The sequence below is a fragment of the Micromonospora trifolii genome, from assembly GCF_050516465.1.
Lineage (GTDB): Bacteria > Actinomycetota > Actinomycetes > Mycobacteriales > Micromonosporaceae > Micromonospora > Micromonospora trifolii.
The window spans coordinates 2740190-2762982 of the sequence record NZ_CP191526.1; the positions used below are offsets into that span (position 1 = coordinate 2740190).

Here is a 22793-nt window from a genome sequence, read left to right on the forward strand (position 1 = left end):
AGCACGTTTTGCCGTATTCATCATTATTCACCTTTTATCGCTAGTACTTTCTCCCCGGGGGTGTCCGCCGGCATGCCCTGGGAGCACCGGACCGAGAGGGAGGACGGCATGTTGAGGGAGACTCCGGGTCCGCCACGGCGACAACCGGGCGGTGGCGTGATGAGCGCTCCGCTGCTGTCGGTACTGCTGGTCAGCTGGAACACCCGCGAGCAGACCCGACAGTGCCTGGAGTCGCTGGCGTCGACCGCCGATCCCGATCTGGACTACGAGGTGGTGGCCGTCGACAACGGCTCGTCCGACGGCTCAGCCGACCTGCTCGCCGACCAACCCCGGGTCCGACTGATCCGCAACAAGCACAACAATGGTTTCGCCGCCGCCGTGAACCAGGCGTACCGCCGGGCGAACGGCCAGCTGATCCTGCTGCTCAACAGCGACATCCGGTTTCACCCGGGCGCCCTGTCCCGAATGGTCGACCATCTGCGGGAGCGGCCGGACGTCGCAGGGGTCAGCCCGCTGTACCTCAACCCGGACGGCACCTTCCAGCAGCACTACGTCCAACAGCCCAGTTTCGCCGCCACCATCGCGCTGGTGACCGCGCTGCGCCGGCTGCCCGGGTTCCGCCAGGCGCTGCACCGGTTCCAGATGCGGGGCGAGGACTTCAGCCGTCCCCGGCAACTCGCCTCGGGCAGCTGCGTGCTGCTGCGCCGCAAGGTGCTCGGGCAGCAGACCATCTTCGACGAGACGTTTCCCGTCTACTGGAACGACACGGTCCTCGCGCGGCAGCTCGACCAGGCCGGGCACGAGCTGTGGATGCTTCCGGACGCGGTGGTGACGCACAGCCGTGGCGCGTCCTGTCGGTCGCTCGGGCCGACCATCCGATTCCGACACCTGCTGGGCAGCCTGGTCGGATATCTGCGGATGACCCAGCCCCGGTACCGGTTGCCGGTGTTCCGGGCCGCGCTGCTCGCCGACCACCTGGTCAAGCGAGTCTTCGGTCGATCCGTACCGCTGGGCCTGGGCGACCTGCTCGCCGCGCTGCGCGGCGACGTCGGCCCGCTGCCCGACGGTGACACCCGCGACTGGGTGGTGCTGTTCAGCCGGACCCGATGGTCCGTCGACGGGCATTCGACGGTGCTGGGGCAGTTGGCGCCCGGGCAACGGTTGCTCTTCGTCGACCCGCCGGGACGCCGGCCGCGCTGGCGGTGCGAGGTGACCCCGATCGGTTCGGCGGCCTGGCACGCCGTCGCACCGACCGCCCTGCCGCTGGGCGACTCGGTGCCGCTGGTCAACTGGATCAACCGGCGGATCGCGGCCGGCGCGCTGCGTGGCTGGCTGGACCGGCACGCCGGCGCCCGCCTGCTGCGACTCGACGACGAGCGCGCCCGCCCGGCGCTCGGCCGCCTCGCCGAGGACGAGTTGCTGCCCGCCGGAGCGCCACGGCCGATGGAGCGGTCGGGCCGTGGCTGAGCACACCATCACCCTGCAGCCGGCGGCCGAAGCGGTCGCCCCGCCCGCCCCCGACCGCGACTGGGTGGTCATCTTCAGCGGCACGCCGTGGGCGAACGGCGTTCACCGGCAGCACGCGCTGGCCCGCGAGCTCACCGTCGACCACGAGGTGCTCTTCGTCGACCCGGCCGGGCACCTCCCGCGCTGGCGCGTCCAGATCCGGCAGGTGGCCGACGGTCTGTGGCAGTGCGCCGGTCCGGTGCTGCTGCCGTTCGGTCGGCACCTGCCCCCGGTCAACCGGGTCAACCGTTGGCTCGCCGCGCGCGTGCTGCGCCGGTGGTTCCGGCGGCAAGCGGCATCAGTCCGACTGCTGTGGCTGGACGAGGACCTGGCCGCGCCGGTCGCCTCCCGGCTGGACGCGTCCGCCGTCGTGTACGACGCCACCGACCTGGACTGGACGCTCACCCGACCGTGGAACCGTCGGCACCTGCGCCGCGCGCTGCGCTCTGCCGTCGGTGCCGCCGACCTCGTCCTCGCCTCCTCCACCGCGCTACCGGACCGGATGCCCGCCTCCGACCCGGCACCGGTGGTGCTGGCCAACGGGTGCGACCCGGACCGTTTCTCGCCGGACGGCCCGGTCGCGCCCTGGTTGCTCGGCCTGCGCCGACCACTGATCGGCTACAGCGGCGCGGTCGACACCCGGGCCTTCGACGCGGACCTGGTCGCCGCAGTGGCGCGGGCCCACCCCGAGTGGACGTTCGTCCTGCTCGGCCCGTCCACCCGGGGCGGCCGCGCCCCGCTGGCGGGTCTGTCCAATGTGCAGCTGGTCGACGCCGTCGGCTTCGCGGACGTCCCGGGCATCCTGCGGGCCTGCGACGCCACCATCATCCCCTACCGGGTGGGCGGGTTGGCCGACTACGTACACCCGCAGAAGTGCTACGAGTACCTGGCCCTCGGCAAGCCCGTCGTCGCGACACCGCTGCCGGCGCTGCGTGCGCTGGCCGACACCATCGCCCTCGCCACCGACCCGTCGAGCTTCGGCGCGGCGCTGGCCGACGCGCTGGAGCGCGCCGGCGCACCGGACGAATCCGCCCGACGCCGGGAGGTCGCCACCCGCAACAGCTGGTCGGCACGAGGTGCCGAGCTGCGCTCCCTGCTGGTGGGGTTGCCGCGATGAGAGTGCCGGTCGTCGCGCCCGGTGTGCTGCTCGCCGGCACCGGGCTGGGCGGAGTGCTGACCGTGGTCACCCTGCTACCCGGGCCGGTCGGCCTGGCCGCCGCCATCGGCGTGCTGGGTGCGGGGGCGTTCCTACTCTGGCCCGGGGCCGTGCTGCCGGTCGGCATCATCGGCGGCGCGGTGGTCGGCGCCCTGCTCAGCGGCGGTGACGTGCGCCGCTACATCGCGGTGGAGGTGTTGCTGCTGGCCGCCGGCGGCGCCGCGCTGGCCGTGCGCCATTGGCTGGGGTCGAGACGGCACCGCGACGCCGCGCCCGACCGGTTCGGTCGCACCGCGCGCCGACCACCTCGACGACACCACCGCGCTGACGGTGATGGGGCCGGAGCCATCGCCGGCTCCGGCCCCGTCGGTACGCCCGATCCCCGCTACGGGGTCGGGTACTGGGTCAGGTAGACCGGAGCGCCGACCTTGGTCATGTCGGCCGCGGCCCCGACGCCGTTGACCACGTGGTCGATCGTGCCGGCGCTGAGGTTGACGGTCATGATGTGGTGCAGCCGCACCCCGGGCCGGTTCGGGACCTCGAAGCCGTTCTCGGTGTGGATCGACGGGTTGTTCTGGTTGAACACGTACACCCCGCCGCCGTAGAGGGTGTGGTGACGCACCCGGTCACCGACCTTGTACCCGGCCCAGCCCTCGACCGCGCCGTTCATCCAGTCGGCCTGCGTCGGCGGGTCGTACGGCAGCTCGTTCTGGTAGAGGATCGTGGTGCCGTGCTCGCCGTTCCAGACCGTGTTGTAGCGCTGGAAGTGCTCGACGAAGAGGCCGGTCGCGGTCACGTGGTCGCCGTTGATGACGGCCCCGTACCGACCGGTGTTGGTACGCCAGCGGTCGGTGTCACCGTTGACGCCCTCGGTGAAGCCCTCGACGCCGTGATCGCCGCGCCACACCCAGGTGTGGTCGATGAGCACGTTGTCGCTGTTGACCTCCAGCGCGGTGTTCGTCCGTCCGATGTGCGGGCCGCCGACCCGGAAGTACACATCGGAGAGCGTGGTCGGATTGTGCGGGCTGCTCGCGTTGCGGCCGTGCCCACGCCCGACCCGCAGCAGGACCGGCGACTCGACGAGGCCGGCGTCGATCGTGACACCGGCGACGATCACCCCGGGAACACCGGCCACGTCCAGCGGGATCGCGCCGTTCACGGCGGTCAGCGTGGCGTGCCCGATCCCGAGGACCACGGTGTTCGCACGCCGGACCTCGATGCTGCGCGCGATGTCGTACGTGCCGGGCGTGAGCAGCAGGTGCTTGCCGCGCGCCAACTGGCTGTTGATGACGCGCACCGAGTCGGACGGCTTCGCGATGAAGAAGTCGCCGATCCCGATGGTCCGCCCCGGCGTGATGCCGTCAGCCCAGGAGACACCTCGGCTGTCGCGCTGCGCGGCGGGCACCCGCACCTGATAGCGACCCTTGCCGTCGACGAAGAGGTAGGGCTTCTCCCGGCTGAGCGGGGTGGTCTCCAGGGTGGTGTACGGCGGGTCGGGGAACGTAGCGTCGTCCGGCGCGCCCTCAACCCCGGCGAACACCTGGTTCCACACCGCGTTGGACCAGCCGCCGACCTCGCTGTTGCGGGTCAGCCACTGTTGCTGCGAACCATTCGTCGTGGCCGGCAGCCGAGAGTCGGCGATGAACCCGCCGCTGGCGTACTGCGGGCCGGCGGTGCAGTAGTCCATCAGCGACAGACCGCCGCCGCCGATGTTCAGTCGGCGCATCGACACCGCCTGGGAGACCGCCCAGAAGTTCGCCGACGACCGGCAGTCGTCCTGGCCGGCCGCGTTGATGGTGAGCGAGAGGTTGGACAGGGTGCGCCAGAAGTTGACCAGCGCGAGGCAGTTGCCGGTACCGCCGTCGGCGAGGCAGCGGTTGTAGACCTCCAGCTTGCCGTTGACGGTGACGTCGGTGGGTGAGGCGCCCAGGCCGGACACCTCGGTGTAGTAGCCGACCTTGGCCTGCAACGGCTGCGCTGCCGTGCCGTACGTGCCCGGCTTGAACAGGTAGGCGTGCCGCTCGGTGCCCATCTCGTTGTCGACCTGCCGGGCGTGCGCCGCGTCGAGGGTCTGCTGGATCTCGCCGACCGGCGTGGACGGGTCGAAGATCGTCACGTTCGGGCCGAAGTCGGGTGCGCCGTGCGTCGGGCGCCCGGCGCTGGCCGCCGTGCTGGACATCGTGGTGGCGGTGGTCATCACCAGAGCGAGCAGGAGGGTGCGACCGGATCTCCGGCGTACACCTCGGGACGGGGCTGTCATGTGGTTCGTCCTCTCCGCTGGCCGGGCGTTCTTCCGGCGCAGCTGGGGGCGGTGAGAGCGCTCTCTGACCCCTGCCGCCGGAGATTGGGCCGGGCCGGAAGGGGTTGACATGTTTCTACCCGTTAATCCGCCCGCACGCCATGACCAGGGATGGCGAAACTTCGCGCCGGACCGGGGCGCGAGCCGCCCTCCCCGCGATCTTGCACTTTCTGCGGCCATCACGCGGCTTTCGCGCCTTATCGCACTGCACAAAGTGCAAGATCGCGGAGTTGGTCGGGGCGAGGGACGCTTCACGGACTCATGGGCGTGGCTGCTATACAGATCGCCATGATGCGTGACCGGATCGTCGCGGGGCTGTTGCTGGTGATCGCACTGCTCACCCTGGCAGCATCGAAGGCCGTTCCGTTCCTGGACGACATCCCGGTGGCGGCACGGACGGCGATCGTGATCCTCGGCGTGACGTGCGGCCTCGGTGGCGTCTGGCTGTGGCTCCGGCGGTCGCCCGAACAGCAGTGACCGACCCCCTCACGTCAACTTGAGGGATCCAGGGATCTACAGTTCCGACCCGACCTCGGTCAGGAACTCGTCGATCATCGGGGCCAGCCAGTCGGCACGCCGCGGATCGACGTGTGCGTGGTGCCGGGCAGGATGGCCAGCCGGCACGCCGGTAGGCCCGTCAGGTCGCCGGGCACCGCACCGCCGAGCAGCCGGAACATCCAGGGGCACGAGATGAAGGCGGCCGATACCTCAGGGGCGACGGACAACGGGCGACACCAGGCCGCACCCATCCCCGTATCCTGCGTCGTCTTTCAGGAGGATTCCCGCGGTCCTGGCTCCACCCTCGACCAGTTCCTCGTCGACATGCGGACGGACATCGACGCTCTGTCGGCCCTCCGCCGGAAGCATCGAGCAGGGCTTCCGAGGGTCACCGTCCGGGGAATGTCAGTGCCGTGTGCAAGGCTGCTCCGCGGTAAATGCGATCAAGAGGAGAGGGTGCGAAGTGAGCACGAAGGCTGGCGGGACATTCGACGTCACATCATTCGAGCCGGAGGTGCTCGACGAAGACCCCGGGGCCGCGCTTGGCCGCGTAAGGGTCACCAAGACCTTCCAGGGCGGCCTGGCCGGCATCAGTACGGTGAACATGCTGTCGGTGGCCGACATCGAGGGCAGCCCCGCTGCTTATGTCGCCGTGGAGCGATTCACGGGCGAACTCGACGGCCTCAAGGGCTCGTTCGTCCTCCAACACAGCGCACCCGGCAGCCACGGTGAGCAACTCGCGATCCGCGTCGTCCCGGGAACGGGCTCCGGTGACCTCACAGGGATCGTGGGAGATTTCGAGATCATCCAGTCCGACGACGGCAGCCACTCCTATGTCTTGGAGTACACCCTGGCCTGACGCATGCCGGCGTCGCCGTCCAGACCCTCGGGGTGACGACCCTCGTCGTTGCCATGCGCTTCGTAATAGATGTCCATGCCCACACCGTGCGCCAACGCGCTTACGGTCCACGTCGGGTCGCGCTACCGGCACTAGGATGACCGCCGTGCAGTTCGGGGTGCTCGGGCCGCTCGCCGTGACCACGGACGCCGGCGAGCCGGTGGTCGTGCCCGGCACGAAGGTACGGGCGCTGCTGGCCGACCTGTTGGCCAACCGCAACCAGGTGGTCTCGGCGGACCGCCTCATCGACGACCTGTGGGGTGACGACGCCCCCGCCAACCCGGCCGGCGCCCTCCAGGTGCGGGTGTCGCAGCTGCGCAAGGCGCTCAACGATGCCGAGCCCGGCGCTCGCGAGCTGGTCGAGTCCCGGCCACCCGGCTACCTGCTGCGGGTCGACGCGGTCGACGTCGGCCGCTTCGACGAGCTGGCCCGCTGCGCCGACGTCGAGCGGCTGACCGAGGCCCTCGCGTTGTGGCGCGGCGAGGCGTACGCCGACGTGGCCGACGCCGAGTTCGTGCGTGCCGAGGCGGCCCGCCTCGCCGAGCAGCGCCTCGTCGTTCAGGAGCGGCTGGCGCAGGCCCGGCTGGCCCGAGGTGAGCATGACCTGGTGGCCGCGGACCTGGCCGAGCTTGTCGCCAAGCATCCGCTGCGCGAGGGCCTGCGGGCGGTGCAGCTGCGCGCGTTGTACGCGGCCGGCCGCCAGTCCGAGGCGTTGGAGAGCTACGCCGAGCTGCGGGCCCGGCTCGCCGAGGAGCTGGGCCTCGACCCCGGCCCGGAGCTGGTCGCCCTGCACCGCAGGATCCTCGAACAGGACGCCGGCCTGAACGCCCCGCCGAAGGCGACGATCATCCGGAGCAATCTGCCGGCCCCGCTCGACGAGTTGATCGGGCGGGCCGAGGCGCTGGCCGAGCTAGGGGCGCTGCTGCCCCGGCAGCGGCTGGTCACGCTGGTCGGGCCGGGTGGCGTCGGCAAGACCCGGCTGGCCACCGAGACGGCCCGCGCGGCGTCCTATCCGGACGGTGTCCGACTGGTCGAGCTGGCCCCGCTCCCGGCGGCTGACGCGGGCGTCGCCGAACAGGTGCTCGGCGCTCTGGGCGCCCACGAGGCCGCCGGAACGACAGTGTCCCCCGCCGACCGGGTGGTCACGGCCCTGCGACACCGGCAGCTGCTGCTCGTGCTGGACAACTGCGAACACGTCATCGAACCGGTCGCCGAGCTGGTCGCCCGGCTGCTGCGCGACGTGCCCGGGGTGAGCGTGATGGCCACCAGCAGAGAGCCACTCGGGCTGACCGGTGAGCTGCTCTGGGAGGTACCCCCACTGCCGGTGCCGGACGACGGTGACCTGGACGCGGTCCGGCGCTCGGCGGCGGCCCGGTTGTTCGTCGCCCGCGCCGCCGCGCAGCAGCGCGGTTTCCGCCTCGACGGGCAGACCGCGACGGCGGTGGCCCAGCTCTGCCGCCGCCTCGACGGTCTGCCGCTGGCGTTGGAGCTGGCCGCGACCCGGGTCCGCGCGCTGGGCGTACGCGGGGTGGTGGACCGGCTCGACGACCGGTTCCGGCTGCTCACCACCGCGCAGCGGGACGTGCCACCCCGGCAGCGGACGCTCACCGCGGTGATCGGCTGGAGCTGGGACCTCCTGGACGACTCCGACCGGGTGGTGCTCGCCCAACTGGCGGTGTTCCCGGACGGCTGCACCCCGGAGGCCGCCGAACAGGTCTGCCAAACCGACCTGGACACCCTCGCCCGGCTGGTGGACCGGTCGCTGGTGGTGCTCGACGAATCCGGCGCGGCCCCCCGCTACCGGCTGCTCGAATCGGTGGCCGCGTTCTGCCTGGAACGCCTCACCGACGCCGACGAGGTACGCGGGCGGCACGCCACCTACTACACCGAGCTGGCCGAGCGCGCCGATCCCGGGCTGCGCGGGGCCGACCAGCAGCGGTGGCTGGCGCTGCTCGACACCGAGCTGGCGAACCTGCGGTCGGCGCTGGCGCACGGTGGCGGGCTACGCCTGGCGGTCGCGCTGAGCTGGTACTGGTTCCTGCGCGGCCGGCTCACCGAGGCACGGCGGGCGCTGGCCGTGCCCGGCGACCCGGAGCAGGAGGCCCGCGCGGCACCCTGGCGGGTCGGCTTCGCCCTGTCGCAGGGCGAGGTGATCGCACCGGACGACGTACGCGCCGCGGTGGCCGCCGATCCGGACAGCCACGCCGCGTGGTTCGCGGCCAACGCGGTGATCGAACACGGCGATCTGGCCCTGGTGTCGGAGCTGCTGCCCACCGCCGACGCCGACCCGTGGACCGAGGCCGCGGTGCTCACCTCCCTGGCCCACATCGCACACGCCAACGGTGACCAGAGCACCCTGGAACGCACCGCGACCCGCAGCGCCGCGCTCTTCGCCGACCTCGGCGACCGGTGGGGTCGACTCCGGGCGACCGAGTGGGTGGGCGGGCTGGCCGACATGCGCGGCGAGCACGAGCGCGCCGCCGCGCTGCACCGGGAGGGGTTGCGCTGGGCCGAGGAGTTGGCGCTGTGGCCACAGGTCTGCGCAGAGCTGTCCTGGCTGGCCTGGCTCGCCGTGCAGACCCGCGACTACGCCCAGGGTCGGGAACTGGCCGAACGCGCCTATGACCTGGCGGTGGAGCAGGGCTCGCCCGGTGCGCTGATCTTCGCGGAGATGAGCCTCGGGCTGGCCGCCCGCCGCGACGGCAAGCTCGACCTGGCCGTCACCCACCTCAGCCACCTCGCCGACCTGGGTCGGGCAGAGAGCCAACCCGCGCTCTACCTGCCGATGGTGCTGGTGGAGCTGGGCTACGCGGTCGAGCAGGGCGGCGACCCGGACGCCGCCCTGGCCCTGCACATCGAGGCGTTCGAGGTCGCCACAGCGATGGCGACGATGCGGGACGCGATCAACCCACTGGAGGGGATGGCGGCGGCAGTGCGCTCCCCCGAGGTCGCCGCCCGGCTGCTGGGCGCCGCAGCCGCCGCCCGGCTCGCCACGCAGTCCCCCGCCGCACCGGCCGAACGCGACGACACCGACCGGGTGACCGCACGGCTGCGGGCCGAACTCGGGCCGGAACGCTTCGACGCGCTGCTCGCCGAGGGCGCGCAGCTGAGCCCGGGCGAGGCCCGGGCCCAGCTCTGACCGGTGCTCAGGGGGTCACCTTCGGCTGGTAGGAGGCGACGATCACGCCGCTCTTGTGCACCCGGGTGTCGACCAGGTCGAACGACGCCTTGACGTCGGCCAGCGGCGTGGTGAGGCTGGGGCCGCCCTCCAGCACCGGGTGGATCCAGAACCGGACCTCGTCCACCAGGCCCGCCCGGATCAGCTGCGCGGTGACCGAGCCGAAGCCGTACTGAATGATGTTCTTGCCCGGCTGCGCCTTGAGCGCGGTGACCGCCTCGACCAGATCGCCCTGGAGCACCTCCGTGTTGTTCCAGGTGGGGTTGGTCAGGGTGGTCGAGGCGACGTACTTCTTGACGTTGTTGAAGTACGCGGCGCCCGTGGTCGGGTCGCTCTCGTCCCTGGTCGGCCAGGCGGCGGACATGCCGTCGTAGGTGGCCCGGCCCATCAGCATCGCGTCTGCCTCCTCGGTCTGCGCCCCGGCGAGGCTGGCGGCCTCCTCGTCGAAGTACGGCATGGTCCACATCGGGTTCTCGATGACGCCGTCGAGGGTGATGTAGGTCGAGTTGATGAGCTTGCGCATCGGGATCTCCTGGGTGTTTGTCGTGCTCTCCGGTGACACCCAGAACTCTGCCGGCAGCCGCTTACGATTCGCTTCAGGTGTCCTTACCCGCGTCGTCGGCCGGGCCCGGCGCCGGGTCGGTCGACGGGATCGGCAGCGCCTGCGGGGTGACCGTGCCGCCGCCGGTCGAGTGGGCCGGGGCGGGGCGGTCGCCGCCGCGACTGTGCAGACGCCCGCGCCCGGCCGGACCGGCCCGCCGGGTCACCTCGACGGTCACCATCCGCACCGGCGGTGGCGGGGCGGTGAAGCGCCCGATGCCCCACCGCACCCAGATCGGGATCCGGCCGGCGTCCGCCTCCGCGCGCAGCTTCTGCACCGTACGGGCCCGGTCGGTGTGGTCGACCTCCACCACGACGGGCGGACCGTCGGGACGGGCACACGCCACGTCGAGCACCGAGTACCGCTGCTCCATCGGCGGTGGCAACGGCAACACGCTGGGCGCGCGCCGGTAGACCCGCCAGCCCTGGGCCTCGGCCCACCGCGCCACCGAGTCGATCACCCGCGCGGTGACCTCGTCGGTGTCCAGGTCGACGAAGGTCACCTCGGCCAGCCAGCGACCCAGGTCCGCGGCCAACCGCTCACCCTGCGCCGCGACCTCCACCGGCGCAGGATAACGCCTCAGCCGACGACGGTCGCGGTCGCGGCGAGGTGCCGGGTCAGCCAACCGGTGGTGGCCGTACGAGCCGCCTCGGCGTTGGCCCGCGCCAGGAAGTCGTGCCCCTCCCCGGCGAGCACCAGGTGCCCGTGCGGCACACCCCGGTCGGCGAGGGCCTGGGCGACCTGCGCCGACTCGCCCGCCGGGACGTTGGTGTCGTTGGCGCCGTGGATCAGCAGCACCGGCACGTCCAGCCGGTCGATGTGGGTCAGCGGGGAGAGGTCGCGCAGCAGGTTGGCATCCCGGTGCGGGTCGCCGTACTTGCTGACGGCGGCGGCGGCGATCCACGGCTCGGTGCCGGCGAAGAAGGTCCGGAAGTCGGAGATGCCGCACTCGGCGACCCCGGCGGCGAACAGCCCGGGGAAGTTCACCAGCACCGCGAGGACCAGGTAACCGCCGTAGGAGCGGCCCAGACAGCCGAGCTGGCCGGGCCGGGCGACGCCAGCGTCGACGAGGAAGTCGGCGCAGGCCGCCACGTCGGCGATCGCACCGTAGCGGCCGGCGAGGTTGTCGGCGGCGACGAACGAGCGGCCGAACCCGGACGACCCCCGGACGTTGGGCGCGAAGACCGCGATGCCCTGCGCCACCAGGGCCTGGAACAGTGGGTTGTAGCCGGGACGCTCCTGCGCCTCCGGGCCGCCGTGCAGGCTGATCGCGGTCGGCCAGGGGCCCGGCCCGGCCGGGCGGTAGAGCCAGCCGGAGAGCGGCAGCCCGTCCCGGGCGCGCAGGTCGAGAAGTTGCGGTGCGACACCGGCATCGTCCGTGCGCGGGGCGGTGTCCGACCGCAGCGGGCGCGGCGTCCCGGTCGACGTGTCGACCAGCCACACCTCCCGGGGCTGCACCGGCCCCTGCGCGGTGAGGCAGAGCAGGCCGCCGTCGGCGGCGAAGACGGCGTCGCCGAGCACCTCGCCGGGGGCGGTGACGGCCCGCTGCACACCGCTGGCGAAGTCGAGCAGGCTCAGCTCGCTGCGCCCGCCGTAGGTGTTCCACAGCAGCGCGCCGCGTTGCCCGTCCGCGCTGGGCGTGACGTGTTCCAGCTCGGCGTCCGGTCGCCCGGCGAGCCGGGTCGGCGGCTGCTCCGGTCGGGTCAGGTCGACCCGCACCAGCGCGGCGAGTTCGGAGTACGCGTCGGTGCGGGCCAGCACGCTCGTGCCGTCCGGGCCGAACCAACCCTGGTCGGTGCTGCCCCGCCCGGTGTCCGGGAACAGCCGCCGTCGAACACCGGTGGCCACGTCGAGCAGCTCCAGCCAGCGGGCGTTGCGCGGGCCGCGACGCAGCAGCGCCACACCGGCGTCCGGGGTCACGTCCAGGAGGGTGAGCAGGTCACCCTGGGCGAGCACCCGCCGGTGCCCGGTGTCCGCGTCGACCAGGAGCGCCTGCCCGTGCTCATCGGTCTCGGTGACCGCCAGCACCGCGCCGTCGGGCAACCAGCCGGCCAGCGCCGCGCTGCGGCGGCCGAACCCGGCGATCTGGTGGCGTCGCGTGCCGTCCGGGCGCAGCACCCACAGCTCGGTGCGGGGCGCGCCACCGGGGGCGACGACACAGGCCAGCCACCGGCCGTCCGGGGACCAGCTCAGCGCGAGGACCGGCTCGTCACCGACGGGCAGCGCGACGGGCGCTCCCGCGTCGACCTCGCAGACCCAGACGCCGGGCGTGCCAGCCCGGTCGGAGAGGAACGCCACCCGGCGGCCGTCGGGGGACGGCGCGGGGGCGAAGTTTTCGCTGATGGGCACCGGCGACGACGCCGGGCGGCGGCTCGCGGGTCGGGCCCGCCGGGTGGTGCGCGGCGGCTCAATCCGTACGCTCATCTAAACCCCGATCCGCTGCAACCAGAGCTCCAGCAGCCCAAGCTGCCAGAGCGCGTTGGAGCCCAGCGTGGTCCGCCGGGCGTTCGGCGCGTCCAGCAACTCCTCCAGGTAGTCCTTGCGGAACAGACCCCGCTCGCGCGCCGGCCGGGCGGTCAGCGCGTCCCGCACGTCGTCGAGCAGTGGACCGGAGAGGTGCCGGATGGCGGGCACCGGGAAGTAGCCCTTCGGCCGGTCGATCACCTCGTCCGGGACGATGCCCCGGCTCGCCGCCTTCAGCACCCCCTTGCCGCCCTGCGCCAGCTTCATGGCGGGCGGGCAGGCGGCGGCCAGCTCGACCACCTCGTGGTCGAGGAACGGCACACGGGCCTCCAGCCCCCAGGCCATCGTCATGTTGTCGACCCGCTTGACCGGGTCGTCCACCAGCATCACCAGGCTGTCCAGGCGCAGCGCCGCGTCCAGCGCGGTGTCCGCGCCGGGCGCGCCGAAGTGCGCGGCGACGAACTCCAGGCTGGCGTCGCGGTCGAGCATCCACTCGGGCGCCAGGTGCCCGCCGAGCGCGTCGTGGCGACGATCGAAGAACACCCGGGCGTACGCCTCGACGGCGTCCGCGCGGGCCACATTGGCCATCGGCGGGTACCAGTCGTAGCCGGCCAGGATCTCGTCGGCGCCCTGCCCGGACTGCACCACAGTGATCCGCTGCGAGACCTCCTCGGAGAGCAGGTGGAACGCGACGCAGTCGTGGCTGACCATCGGCTCGCTCATCGCCGCGATGGCCTGGTGCACGGCCGGGACGAACCGCTTCGCGCCGATGCGGATCTGCTGGTGGTCGGTGTCGAAGTGGCGGGCCATCAGGTCGGAGTAGTGGAACTCGTCGCCGCTCTCCCCCGCCGCCGCCTCGAAACCGATGCTGAAGGTGGCCAGGCCGGTCTGGCCCTGCTCGGCCAGCAGGGCGACGATCAGACTGGAGTCGAGACCGCCGGAGAGCAGCACGCCGACCGGCACGTCGGCGACCATCCGCCGTCGTACTGCGGTGCGCAACGCCGCCATGAGCCGTTCCTGCCACTCGTCGGCGGACATGGCGGGGGCGGCGGCCCGGTTGAACTCCGGCCGCCAGTAGGTGGTGTCGGTGCTTCGGCCGTCCGCGGTGATCACCCGCACGGTGGCCGGTGGCAGCTTGCGGACCCCGGCGAGGATCGTGCGCGGCGGCGGCACCACCGAGTGGAAGCTCATGTAGTGGTGCAGCGCCACCGGGTCGAGGCCGGTGTCCACGTCACCGGCGGCGAGCAACGCCGGCAGGGTCGAGGCGAAGCGCACCCGGCCCGGCCCCTCGGCCAGGTAGAGCGGTTTGATTCCCAGCCGGTCCCGGGCCAGCACCAGGGTGTGCGTGGCCAGCTCGACCAGGGCGAACGCGAACATCCCGTAGAACCGCTCGACGCAGCCCGTCCCCCACCGGTGGTACGCCTTGAGGATCACCTCAGTGTCCGAGGTGGACCGGAAGGAGTAACCGGCCGCGGTCAGTTCATCGCGCAGTTCCCGGTAGTTGTAGATGCAGCCGTTGAAGACCATGGCCAGACCCAGCTCGGGGTCGACCATCGGCTGGGCGCCCGCGTCGGACAGGTCGATGATGCGCAGCCGGCGGTGCACCAGGGCCACCGGCCCCTGCTGCCACCGACCCTCGCCGTCGGGGCCTCGGGAGGCCAGGGCGGGGAGCATCCGCTCGACGGCGGCCAGGTCCGATGGCGCCCCGTCGAGGCGGAACTCGCCTCCGATACCGCACATGGCACACACCTCTCATCGGCTGGACCCGCTGGGGGCCGCTGACCGGTCCAGGCTTGGCGGACCGGGTTGCGTCCCGATGACGGGTGGGTCAAGCGTCGGTTACGCCGACGGTTCGTCGGCTCCACCGAGCAGCCAGGTGTCCTTCGACCCGCCGCCGCGCGACGAGTTGACGATCATGCTGCCGGCCGGCGCCACCCGGGTCAGCGCCACCGGCGCGACCTCGGCGGTGTCACCGAGGAACACGAACGCCCGCAGGTCGACGTGGCGGGGAGCCAGCGCCGTGCCGTCGAAGACCGGGTGGGTGGTCAGCGCGATCATCTCCTGAGCGATCCACCGGTGCGGGGCCGCGAGGATCTGCTCCCGGACAGCGTCCAACTCCTCCGCCTCGGCGCGGGGGCCGATCACCACCCGGTCACCGCCGTACCCGTCGACCGGCTTGAGCACCAGCTCGTCGAGCCGGCCCAGCACCTCGGCCCGCTGCTCGGGCAGCCCACACAGGTACGTCGGCACGTCCCCGAGCAGCGGTTTCTCGCCCAGGTAGTACTCGATCAGCCGGGGCACGTACGCGTACAGCGCCTTGTCGTCACCGACACCGTTGCCCAGCGCGTTGGCCAGCGTGAGCCGCCCGGCGTGCACCGCGGCGAGCAGCGGCCACCCCAGCGGCACCCCGTCCGCGCCCGGCGCGTGCAGCAGCGCGTCCTCGTCCATCCGCAGGTAGATCACGTCGACCTCGCGGCGGCAGCCCTCGCGGACCAGCCGGACCCGGCCGTCCTCCACCAGCAGGTCGCTGGTCTCGGTCAGCGGAACCCCCATCTCGTCGGCGAGCAGCCGATGCTCGAACCACGCCGGATCACCGGGGCCGCTGCTGAGCACCACCACGGCGGGGTCGTCGGCCGCGGCGGGCGCGGCGGCGACCAGCGCCCGGTACAGCATCGCCGGCGTCTCGTCGGCGGGCAGCAGATCCTCCGGCACCGGCAGCTCCGGCAGCACCGCCTGGGTCAGCCGACGGTTCTGCACCGCGTAGCCGATCCCGGAGGGCACCCGCAGGTTGTCCTCCAGCACGTACCAGCCGCCGTCCGGGTCCCGCACGAGGTCGGTGCCGGACACCTGGGCGCGGGTGCCCCGCCGGCCCATCAGCGCCCCGGTCGGGCGCAGCCCGGGTGAGGACTCCACCACCCACGCCGGCACCACGCCGTCGGCCACCACGGCCCGGTCGGCGTACACGTCGCGCAGGAACGCGTCGAGGGCGCGGGCGCGCTGCACCAGACCGGTACGCAGGGTCCGCCAGTCGGCGGCGGGCACCACCCGGGGCACCAGGTCGACCGGGAAGAGCCGGGTGCTCGCCTCGCCGGCCACGCTGAACGTCACGCCGCGGGCCCGCTGCTCCTCGTCCCGGTCGTGTTCGCGTTGACGCAGGGCGCCGGCGCCGAGCTGACGCAGGGCCGCGAGCATCGGGGCGTACGCCGGTTGCGGTCCGGCCGGTCCGAAGACCTCGTCGCCGGCGTCGGCGTACGTGGGCAGCGCCGGCGGTGTCGGCGCACCAGGCAGCGGACCTCGGACCCGGCCCCGGGTCTCGTCGAGCAGCAGGTCGACCACGTCGGCCAACCGGCCCCGTCGCTCGTACGCCCGCCGCTGTCGGGCGGCGGAGCTGCCACGTTCCAGCGCGTACCGGGTCAGCTCGCTGACCTGCTCCCAGTCCCCGGTCGCCTCCAGCTGTGGGCGCAGGTCGGTCACCAGGCGGCGGACCGCCTGGGCGGCCGGCACCGGTCGGGCCGACCGGGGCAGGTCGAGCAGGTCACCTTCCAACCCGGAGCGGGCCGCCCGCCACACGGCGGCGCGCAGCACCGGTGGCCGTACGGCCGTGCGCTCCACCCCGGCGCGCAGGGCGGCGACCTCTCGCCGGACGAGCGCCCGGAACAGGCCGGTGAGCAGGACGATGGTCTCCACGTCGGCGTTGGCGTCGGTGATCCGCAGCTCCACTGTGGGCACGTGCGCCGACGGCCGGACGTCGAAATAGATCATGGCGGGGTCGGTGATGGTCTCGGAGGAGATCAGCTCGGCGACCAGCGCCTCGTGGTCCGCGGCACTGGTCACCTCGCCCGGGTCACCGGCGGTGGGCCAACGCTGCCAGACCAGGGACCGGACGCTGGCGTAGCCGCTGTCCTGGCCCATCCAGTACGGCGAACTGGTGGAGAGGGCGAGCAGCACCGGCAGCCACGGCTGGACCCGACGGGTGACCGCCACCGCCAGGTCCCGGTCGGAGACGCCGACGTGCACCTGCGCGCCGCAGATCAACTGCTCCCGGGCGAGCAGCTGGTACTCGTCGAGCATCCGCCGGTAGCGGGAGGTGGGGGTGACGCTGGGGTCGCCGTCGGCGCGCAGCGGCACCGTACCGGCCGCCACGATGCCCAAGCCGGCCCGGTCGGCGACCTGGACAGCCGCCTGACGCAGCCGGGTCAGCTCGGCGCGGATCTCGTCCAGGGTGCGGCAGACCGCGGTGTTGGTCTCCACCACGCTGCGGTGCAGCTCGGCGGTGAACGAGGCCGCCGGCAGCCGGTCGAGCAACTCCCCGGCGCGAGGCACCAACTCCCGGGTGTGCAGGTCGACGACGTGGAACTCCTCCTCCACCCCGATCGTGGCCAGGTCCGCCGTGTCGCCGTCGTCCAGTGACAGGGCCGGGTTCGTACGGGGGGTGGGCGGCGTCCGGCCGTTGCCGGACCGGCCCACCGGCTCGTCGTACGTCGGCGCGTTCGTGGTGTTGTCGGCCATGGTCACCCCGGTTCGCGTGTCGGTGGTCTCGACTGTCCGACGAGCGTTCCCAGGGTTGATACCGGGGGTGTTTCCGGCGCGTTAAGGTGACGCGCCCGTTCTGTCCGGGCTGCTCAGCGACGCGCAGCCGGGTACTCGATGGTCGCGGCGACCCGGTTGGCGGTGGCGGCGCCCAGTTCCCGTTCCGTGAGCCACAGACCCAGGTCGAGCCCGGCCGAGAGCGCGCCAGCGGTGACCCGGTCACCGTCGTCGACCACCCGCTCGTCGAGGACTGTGACGTCGTGGGCGCGCAACTCGTCGTACGCGTTGCGGTTGGTGGTCGCCCGCCGGCCGGTCAGCAGGCCGGCGGCGGCGAGTACCAGCGCACCGGTGCACACCGACGCCATCCACCGCACCGATGGCGCCAGTGCGGCCAGCTTCGCCGGCAGCACACCGCGCTGCGCCTGCGCCCAGGCACCCTCGGGGGCCCGGTTCAGCCATCCGCCACCCGGGACGATCACGCCGTCGGCCTGACTCAGCACCTCGGGCACCTGAAGTTGGACACCACGCATGCTGGTGACCAGCCCCGATCGTTCGACGGCGACCAGCGCCACGTCGAAGCCGGCCATCGACAACACCTCGAACGGCCCGAAGACGTCCAGTTCGTCGAAGCCGTCGAACACCACGATCTCGATTCGCACCCGGTCAGGATGTCCTGTCGAGCGGGCGGCGACGAGTGGCATTCTTGCCATCATGCGTAAGAGTTCCGCCACGCATCGGGTCGTCGTCCTCGCCCTACCGAGGGTTGTCGCCTTCGACCTGACCATCGCGACGCAGGTCTTCGGCCACGAGGGCCACGGCCGGTACGCGATGACGGTGTGCGCACTGGACGGCGGTTCGGTCTCCACCACCACCGCGGGCCTGGAGCTGACCGTCGCCGCGACGCTCGACGCGCTCGACGATGCCGACACTGTGATCGTGCCCGGGTTCCGCCGTGGCCCGGCACCGCCGCGTGCTCTCCGGGCGCTGCGGCAGGCACACGGTCGTGGCGCCCGCGTCGCGTCGATCTGCACCGGCGCCTTCGCGCTGGCCCAGGCCGGTCTGCTCGACGGCCGCCGGGCGACGACCCACTGGGCGCACGCCGACGCGCTCGCTCGCGAGCATCCACTGGTGTTCGTGGACGCGAGTGCGCTGTACGTCGACGAAGGTCAGGTGCTCACCAGCGCCGGACTCGCCGCCGGTCTCGACATGTGCCTCTACCTCCTCGGCCGCGACCACGGGCAGGCCGCCGCCATCCAGCGGGCCCGCCACATGGTCACCCCACTGCACCGAGCCGGCGGTCAGGCACAGTTCATCCCGGTTGCCGTCCCGGGTGAGGACGACGAGTTGGCCGGGGTCATCACCTGGGCGAGCAGCAACCTGCGCCGCCCGATCACCGTCGCGGACCTTGCCCGGCAGGGTGTGATGTCCAGCCGTACGCTGCACCGCACCTTCCAGAGTCGGTTCCGGATGAGCCCACGAGCCTGGCTGATCCAGCAACGACTGCGCGCCGCCTGCACCCTGCTGGAGAACGGCGGGATCACCATCGACGAGGTCGCACGGCGCACCGGCCTGGGCACGGCGACCAACCTCCGTGCGCATTTCCAGCGGGCCTTCGCCACCACCCCTACCGCGTACCGGCGGGCTTTCACACAGTGACCCTCCGACGGCGGCCGTGGCGCGGTCGTGGTGGCGGCCGGTGATGTCGGGGTGTCCCGCCGGCCTGGACACCCCGACATCAGCAGTCTCGATTCGATCAATCACGGTCAAGGAACGGCCGGGATCACCTCATGTTCGCCACCACGAACGGCGCGTGGCCGTGCAGGTAGTTGTTCCACCCGCCGGTCACCGGCGCTCCCGGGCTGAGCAGGTTGGTGGTGTCGGTGCCGACGTCGAGCTTCCAGGCCGTCCAGGAGATGCCGTTCGCCTTCATCCAGTCGATCCAGGACTGTGCCTCCGGCAGGCAGGCCCGGCCGTCGAGGCCGCCATCGGCGTTGCTGGCGCCCCACTCCGTGACGAACAGCGCCAGACCCGCGCGGATCGCCGCGTCACCCTTGGCGCGCAGCGACGCCCCGTGCGTGCAGGAGTAGAAGTGGAGGGTGTACATCAGGTTGGTGCCGGTGACCGGGCTGGCCGCCGCGACGTCCACGTCCTGTGACCAGGTCGGGGTGCCGAGCACGACGATGTTGTCCGGGTCGGCGGCGCGGATCGCGGACACCACCGCCTGGTGGTACGGCTTGATGACGTTGGTCCAGCTGACCTGGAGCGGCTCGTTGTAGGGCTCCCAGATGACGTTGGGCAGGTGGCCGTACCGGCGGGCCAGGTCACCGAAGAACGCCACCGCCTGGGACTGGTTGTTCTGCGCCTCGTGCGCGTGCCAGTCGACGATCACGTAGACCCCGGCGGTGACCGCGTTGTTGATGATGGTCTCCACCTGGGCGCGCGCCTTGGTTGGGTCACTGAGGTACGCCCCCGCCGGCTCCACCCCCATGGCCGCGCGGATCACCTGGAGGTTCCAGTTGTCGCGCATCCAGGTCAACGCCGAGAGGTTCTCGGCGTACGGGGCCGTCTCCCAGTTGAGCCACATGCTGCTGATGCCCCGCAACTGCACCCGCGCGCCGGACTTGTCGCACATCGTGGTGCCGCAGACCCGCAGTTGCCCGTGCCGCTCGACGGGCGTGCCGGTGGTGGGCGGAGGGGTGGTCGGCGGCGGGGTCGTGGGCGGCGGCGTGGTCGGGGGCGGGCCGCCGGCGCAGGACGCGCCGTTCACTGTGCAGTTGACCGGGGTGCCGGTGCCGTTGACGAGGAAGCCGAACGAGGTGGAGGCGCCCGCGGCAAGGGTGCCGTTCCAGGACACGTTGGCGAAGGTGTAGTGGCTGCCCGAGGTCGTCTGCTGCGCGTTCCACGACTGGCTGACGGTCGAGGAGGACGGCAGGTCGAACTCGACCCGCCAACTGCTGATCGGCGCGGAGGTGTCGTTGGTGACGGTGACCTGCCCCTGGTAGCCGTTGCCCCAGTTGTTCGTCACGGAGAACACGGCGGTGGCCGCGCTGGCCGGTGTGGCGGCGACCAGGGCCACCCCACCGGCGAGCAGGCCGGCGACGGCCAGGGTCGTGACAAGTCTCAGTGTGCGCATGCGGAACCCGCTTCGGATCGACAGTGGTGGTCTGAGGCGGGGCGGCGCCTGCGCGCACAATATCGATCAATGCCGATGGGGGCAAGGTGCGGGGCGCCGGCCGGAGAGGGTCGACACCAGCGCCACACCCGCTCCCCGCAATGGGGACCGACCCTGGCCGGGCCGGCCCCGCGGCGCTCAGGCCGCTGGGCGTACCCGGTAGGCCAGGTGGGTGACGCCGTCGCCCTCGACGACGCTGAACGGGCCGTCCAGCTGAAGTGGCGCGATCTTCAGGTCGGCGAAGAGCGGGATGCCGGCGCCGAGCAGGACCGGAACGAGATCGACGTGCACCTCGTCGAGCAGGCCGGCCTCGACGACCTGGGCGGCGATGGTGCCGCCGTTGACCCCGACCTCCTTGTCGCCGGCGATCGACTTCGCCCGGGCGATGGCGCTCTCGATGCCGTCGGTGACGAAGACGAAGGAGTCGCTCTCCGGCTCCCAGCCCTCCGGCACGCGGTGCGTGACCACCACGACGGGCACGTCCATCGGATGCCGGCCACCCCACCCGCCGGTGATGTCGAAGAGCCGCCGGCCGACGACGAGCGCGCCGGTCCGCTCGGTGAGAGCCCGCAGATGCCGGGCGCTCGTGGCGGAGGTTCGAAAGGTCAATTCGGGGTCGGCCGTCGGCGTCTCGACGTCGCCGTTCTCGTACCACTGGAAGAGATACTCGAAGCCACCGTGGGACGCGTCCGCGATGTAGCCGTCCAACGACATCGTCGCCCCGGTCGTCACCTTCGTCATCGATCCACTCCTCGGTCCGTGCCGTGTCGGCTCGTCGGCGAGACCGGTTGTCTCCGGCCCTCAACCCATGGTCGAAGCCGGCGCGACCGTCCTCGACACGTCGGCCGAGCTTTCTCCCAGTGTCAGCCGTGGCCGTCAGGGGCGCAGCGCGTTGAGCACGAGGTCGGCGTATCGGCGCCACACCGCCGGGTCGCGCTCGTCGAGCACGATGAGCTGCCGGACCGCTCCGCAGAGGATGACGCGGATGTCCAGCTCCCCGGCGTCCGGGCGGATCTTGCCGGACGCTCGGGCCGCCGCCACCAACTGCCCGATCAGGCCCAGGATGCGCGCGGCGGGCACCAGCCTGCCCTCGAAGAACGCGTCGGCGAGGACCCGGTCGCGGGCGAGGCGTCCGAACAGGTCGGGCACGAAGGAACACCACTCCCGGTACGCGTCGGCGCCGTCGAGCGCCGCGCGGGTGCGCTGCTCCAGCTCCTGAAACTGCCGCTGGACGACCGCGACGATCAGGTCTTCCTTGCTGGGGTAGCTGCGGTACACCGTCGCGCGGCCCACCCCGGCCCGCTCCGCCACCTGCGGCACCGTCACCTGGAGACCCTGCTCGCTGAAGAGCTCCCGGGCGGCGGCGATGACCCGCTCCTGGTTGCGACGGGCGTCCAGACGCCGATGGGAAGCGTCCGGGTCGCTCGGCGTCGGTGCGGTCATGGCCTCAGTCTGCCCGCTCGGTCTCGTTGGTCAGCAGCGGCTCGTCGCCGTACACGGTGGTGAGTTCGACGTTGAGCACCGTGGCCACCCGGCCGAACGACCAGTAGTAGCCGATCACCTGGAGCACCTCGACGATCTCGCGCTCGCTGAGGATGTGCCGCACCTGGTCGAAGAGGTCGTCGGGAACGCGCGGTGACCGCACCACCTCGGCGGCGAACCGGATGAGCGTCCGGTCGTACCCGGAGAGGTCCGGGTTGTCGATGTCCCGACTGCTGATGATCTCGCGGGTGCGCTCGTCGACGCCGGCCGCCCCGGACATCGGAGCGTGCTGGGCCGCCACGAACTCGCACCCGGTGTACTCGGCCACTGTGAGGATGACCAGTTCCCGCGAGCGGGCGGGCAGCTCCAACGAGCTGAACTGCGCCCTCGCGAGCTGGATGAACAGTGCCACCGTGCCGACCGAGTGGGTCAGCATCTTGACCATCGGGTCGGGCGGCAGGGCGGACAGGACGTCCCGGACGTCGGCCGGGATCGCGTTCGGGTCGGGGTCGGCAAGGCGGGGCATGGCTTCTCTCCTGCGGTGGTCGTCGAGACGGTTCAGGCGGGCAGGTCGAAACCCGTCTCACTGAGGTGGCGGAAGCGGCCGTCCTCGGCGTACGTCCCGAAGATGGCGATCTCCCGCTGGGCGGTCGACCCGTCGGCCAGGGTGATCTCGTAGACGTGTCGTTCGGCGTAGCGGGGACCGTCGCGCAGCTCGTCGAGGACCCGCACGGTGCCGCTGACGATCTGACCGCGTACCCGGGTCACCATCTCGACGAATCCGGCCCGGTCGAGGGTCTCGCCGTCGCTGCGGTGGGTGTAGTCGGGGGCGTAGAACTCGTCGAGCGCCTCGGTCAGGTCGCGCGTCGGCTCGAAGACCACCGCGCGCAGGGCGTCGCTGATCCGTACCGGGGTCATGGGGCTCCTCGTGGGTCACTGTCGAGCGCATCCGGACTCGCAGGTCCGCTTAGCGCCCACCGTACCGGACTCCCGAGTCCGCTTACGGTGAG

General features: G+C 72.1%; 20 protein-coding genes. 7 read left to right on the forward strand and 13 right to left on the reverse strand.

The annotated features are described in order from the left end of the window. Nucleotides 1–159: 159 nt before the first annotated feature. Genes ACQRWP_RS12750 through ACQRWP_RS12760 form a run of 3 tightly spaced genes read left to right on the forward strand, consistent with a single transcriptional unit; the run spans nucleotide 160 to nucleotide 3075 of the window. Nucleotides 160–1467 carry a glycosyltransferase family 2 protein gene (locus tag ACQRWP_RS12750; RefSeq protein WP_430502429.1) on the forward strand — a complete coding sequence of 436 codons (1308 nt, stop codon included), beginning with the start codon at nucleotides 160–162 and terminating at the stop codon, nucleotides 1465–1467. Beyond that, entirely contained in the window at nucleotides 1460–2623 is a 1164-nt protein-coding gene (locus ACQRWP_RS12755) for a glycosyltransferase (RefSeq protein ID WP_430502430.1), read from the forward strand. Before ACQRWP_RS12750 ends, ACQRWP_RS12755 begins: the two co-directional genes overlap by 8 nt. Beyond that, entirely contained in the window at nucleotides 2620–3075 is a 456-nt protein-coding gene (locus ACQRWP_RS12760) for a hypothetical protein (RefSeq protein WP_430502431.1), read from the forward strand. The genes ACQRWP_RS12755 and ACQRWP_RS12760 overlap by 4 nt, the downstream gene beginning before the upstream one ends. On the opposite strand, the gene ACQRWP_RS12765 is transcribed toward ACQRWP_RS12760, so the two are convergent. Then, complete coding sequence (locus ACQRWP_RS12765; protein WP_430502432.1) at nucleotides 3048–4922, reverse strand: adenylyl cyclase; 1875 nt, start codon at nucleotides 4920–4922, stop codon at nucleotides 3048–3050. The two genes, ACQRWP_RS12760 and ACQRWP_RS12765, sit on opposite strands and share 28 nt — an antisense overlap. Nucleotides 4923–5228: 306 nt before the next feature. Here ACQRWP_RS12765 and ACQRWP_RS12770 point away from each other — a divergent pair, with 306 nt between their 5' ends. Further along, nucleotides 5229–5438: a hypothetical protein gene (locus tag ACQRWP_RS12770; RefSeq protein WP_430502433.1), complete on the forward strand. Its 210-nt coding sequence runs from the start codon at nucleotides 5229–5231 to the stop codon at nucleotides 5436–5438. A gap of 74 nt (nucleotides 5439–5512) precedes the next feature. Here ACQRWP_RS12770 and ACQRWP_RS12775 read toward each other — a convergent pair whose 3' ends face one another. Next, complete coding sequence (locus ACQRWP_RS12775; RefSeq protein WP_430502434.1) at nucleotides 5513–5686, reverse strand: hypothetical protein; 174 nt, start codon at nucleotides 5684–5686, stop codon at nucleotides 5513–5515. A 236-nt stretch (nucleotides 5687–5922) separates the two neighbouring features. Between ACQRWP_RS12775 and ACQRWP_RS12780 the strand changes: the two genes are divergently transcribed. Then, complete coding sequence (locus ACQRWP_RS12780; protein ID WP_430502435.1) at nucleotides 5923–6318, forward strand: DUF3224 domain-containing protein; 396 nt, start codon at nucleotides 5923–5925, stop codon at nucleotides 6316–6318. 136 nt (nucleotides 6319–6454) lie between these two features. After that, complete coding sequence (locus ACQRWP_RS12785) at nucleotides 6455–9496, forward strand: BTAD domain-containing putative transcriptional regulator (RefSeq protein ID WP_430502436.1); 3042 nt, start codon at nucleotides 6455–6457, stop codon at nucleotides 9494–9496. Nucleotides 9497–9503: 7 nt separating this feature from the next. On the opposite strand, the gene ACQRWP_RS12790 is transcribed toward ACQRWP_RS12785, so the two are convergent. The 6 genes from ACQRWP_RS12790 to ACQRWP_RS12815 form a co-directional block, all read right to left on the reverse strand. After that, entirely contained in the window at nucleotides 9504–10058 is a 555-nt protein-coding gene (locus tag ACQRWP_RS12790) for a dihydrofolate reductase family protein (protein ID WP_430502437.1), read from the reverse strand. A gap of 73 nt (nucleotides 10059–10131) precedes the next feature. Further along, entirely contained in the window at nucleotides 10132–10698 is a 567-nt protein-coding gene (locus ACQRWP_RS12795; RefSeq protein WP_430502438.1) for a hypothetical protein, read from the reverse strand. A gap of 17 nt (nucleotides 10699–10715) precedes the next feature. After that, complete coding sequence (locus ACQRWP_RS12800; protein WP_430502439.1) at nucleotides 10716–12560, reverse strand: prolyl oligopeptidase family serine peptidase; 1845 nt, start codon at nucleotides 12558–12560, stop codon at nucleotides 10716–10718. Then, entirely contained in the window at nucleotides 12561–14339 is a 1779-nt protein-coding gene (locus ACQRWP_RS12805) for an N-acetylglutaminylglutamine amidotransferase (RefSeq protein ID WP_430502440.1), read from the reverse strand. It abuts the gene before it with no gap. 99 nt (nucleotides 14340–14438) lie between these two features. Then, nucleotides 14439–17108: a glutamate--cysteine ligase gene (locus tag ACQRWP_RS12810; protein ID WP_430502441.1), complete on the reverse strand. Its 2670-nt coding sequence runs from the start codon at nucleotides 17106–17108 to the stop codon at nucleotides 14439–14441. Between the two features lie 113 nt (nucleotides 17109–17221). Further along, nucleotides 17222–17788 (reverse strand): DJ-1/PfpI family protein, encoded by a 567-nt coding sequence (locus tag ACQRWP_RS12815; protein WP_430502442.1) that lies wholly within the window; start codon nucleotides 17786–17788, stop codon nucleotides 17222–17224. A 52-nt stretch (nucleotides 17789–17840) separates the two neighbouring features. Here ACQRWP_RS12815 and ACQRWP_RS12820 point away from each other — a divergent pair, with 52 nt between their 5' ends. Next, the gene (locus tag ACQRWP_RS12820) at nucleotides 17841–18785 is read left to right on the forward strand and encodes a GlxA family transcriptional regulator (protein WP_430502443.1); all 945 of its coding nucleotides are present in this window, start codon (nucleotides 17841–17843) and stop codon (nucleotides 18783–18785) included. A 124-nt stretch (nucleotides 18786–18909) separates the two neighbouring features. Here ACQRWP_RS12820 and ACQRWP_RS12825 read toward each other — a convergent pair whose 3' ends face one another. The 5 genes from ACQRWP_RS12825 to ACQRWP_RS12845 all read right to left on the reverse strand — a co-directional run bounded on the left by ACQRWP_RS12825 (nucleotide 18910) and on the right by ACQRWP_RS12845 (nucleotide 22701). Further along, the gene (locus ACQRWP_RS12825; RefSeq protein ID WP_430502444.1) at nucleotides 18910–20262 is read right to left on the reverse strand and encodes a cellulase family glycosylhydrolase; all 1353 of its coding nucleotides are present in this window, start codon (nucleotides 20260–20262) and stop codon (nucleotides 18910–18912) included. Nucleotides 20263–20439: 177 nt separating this feature from the next. After that, the gene (locus ACQRWP_RS12830) at nucleotides 20440–21042 is read right to left on the reverse strand and encodes a dihydrofolate reductase family protein (protein ID WP_430502445.1); all 603 of its coding nucleotides are present in this window, start codon (nucleotides 21040–21042) and stop codon (nucleotides 20440–20442) included. A 135-nt stretch (nucleotides 21043–21177) separates the two neighbouring features. Next, nucleotides 21178–21744 (reverse strand): TetR/AcrR family transcriptional regulator, encoded by a 567-nt coding sequence (locus ACQRWP_RS12835; protein WP_430502446.1) that lies wholly within the window; start codon nucleotides 21742–21744, stop codon nucleotides 21178–21180. Nucleotides 21745–21748: 4 nt separating this feature from the next. After that, entirely contained in the window at nucleotides 21749–22309 is a 561-nt protein-coding gene (locus ACQRWP_RS12840; RefSeq protein WP_430502447.1) for a carboxymuconolactone decarboxylase family protein, read from the reverse strand. A gap of 32 nt (nucleotides 22310–22341) precedes the next feature. Further along, nucleotides 22342–22701 carry a hypothetical protein gene (locus ACQRWP_RS12845; protein WP_430502448.1) on the reverse strand — a complete coding sequence of 120 codons (360 nt, stop codon included), beginning with the start codon at nucleotides 22699–22701 and terminating at the stop codon, nucleotides 22342–22344. Nucleotides 22702–22793: the final 92 nt, after the last annotated feature.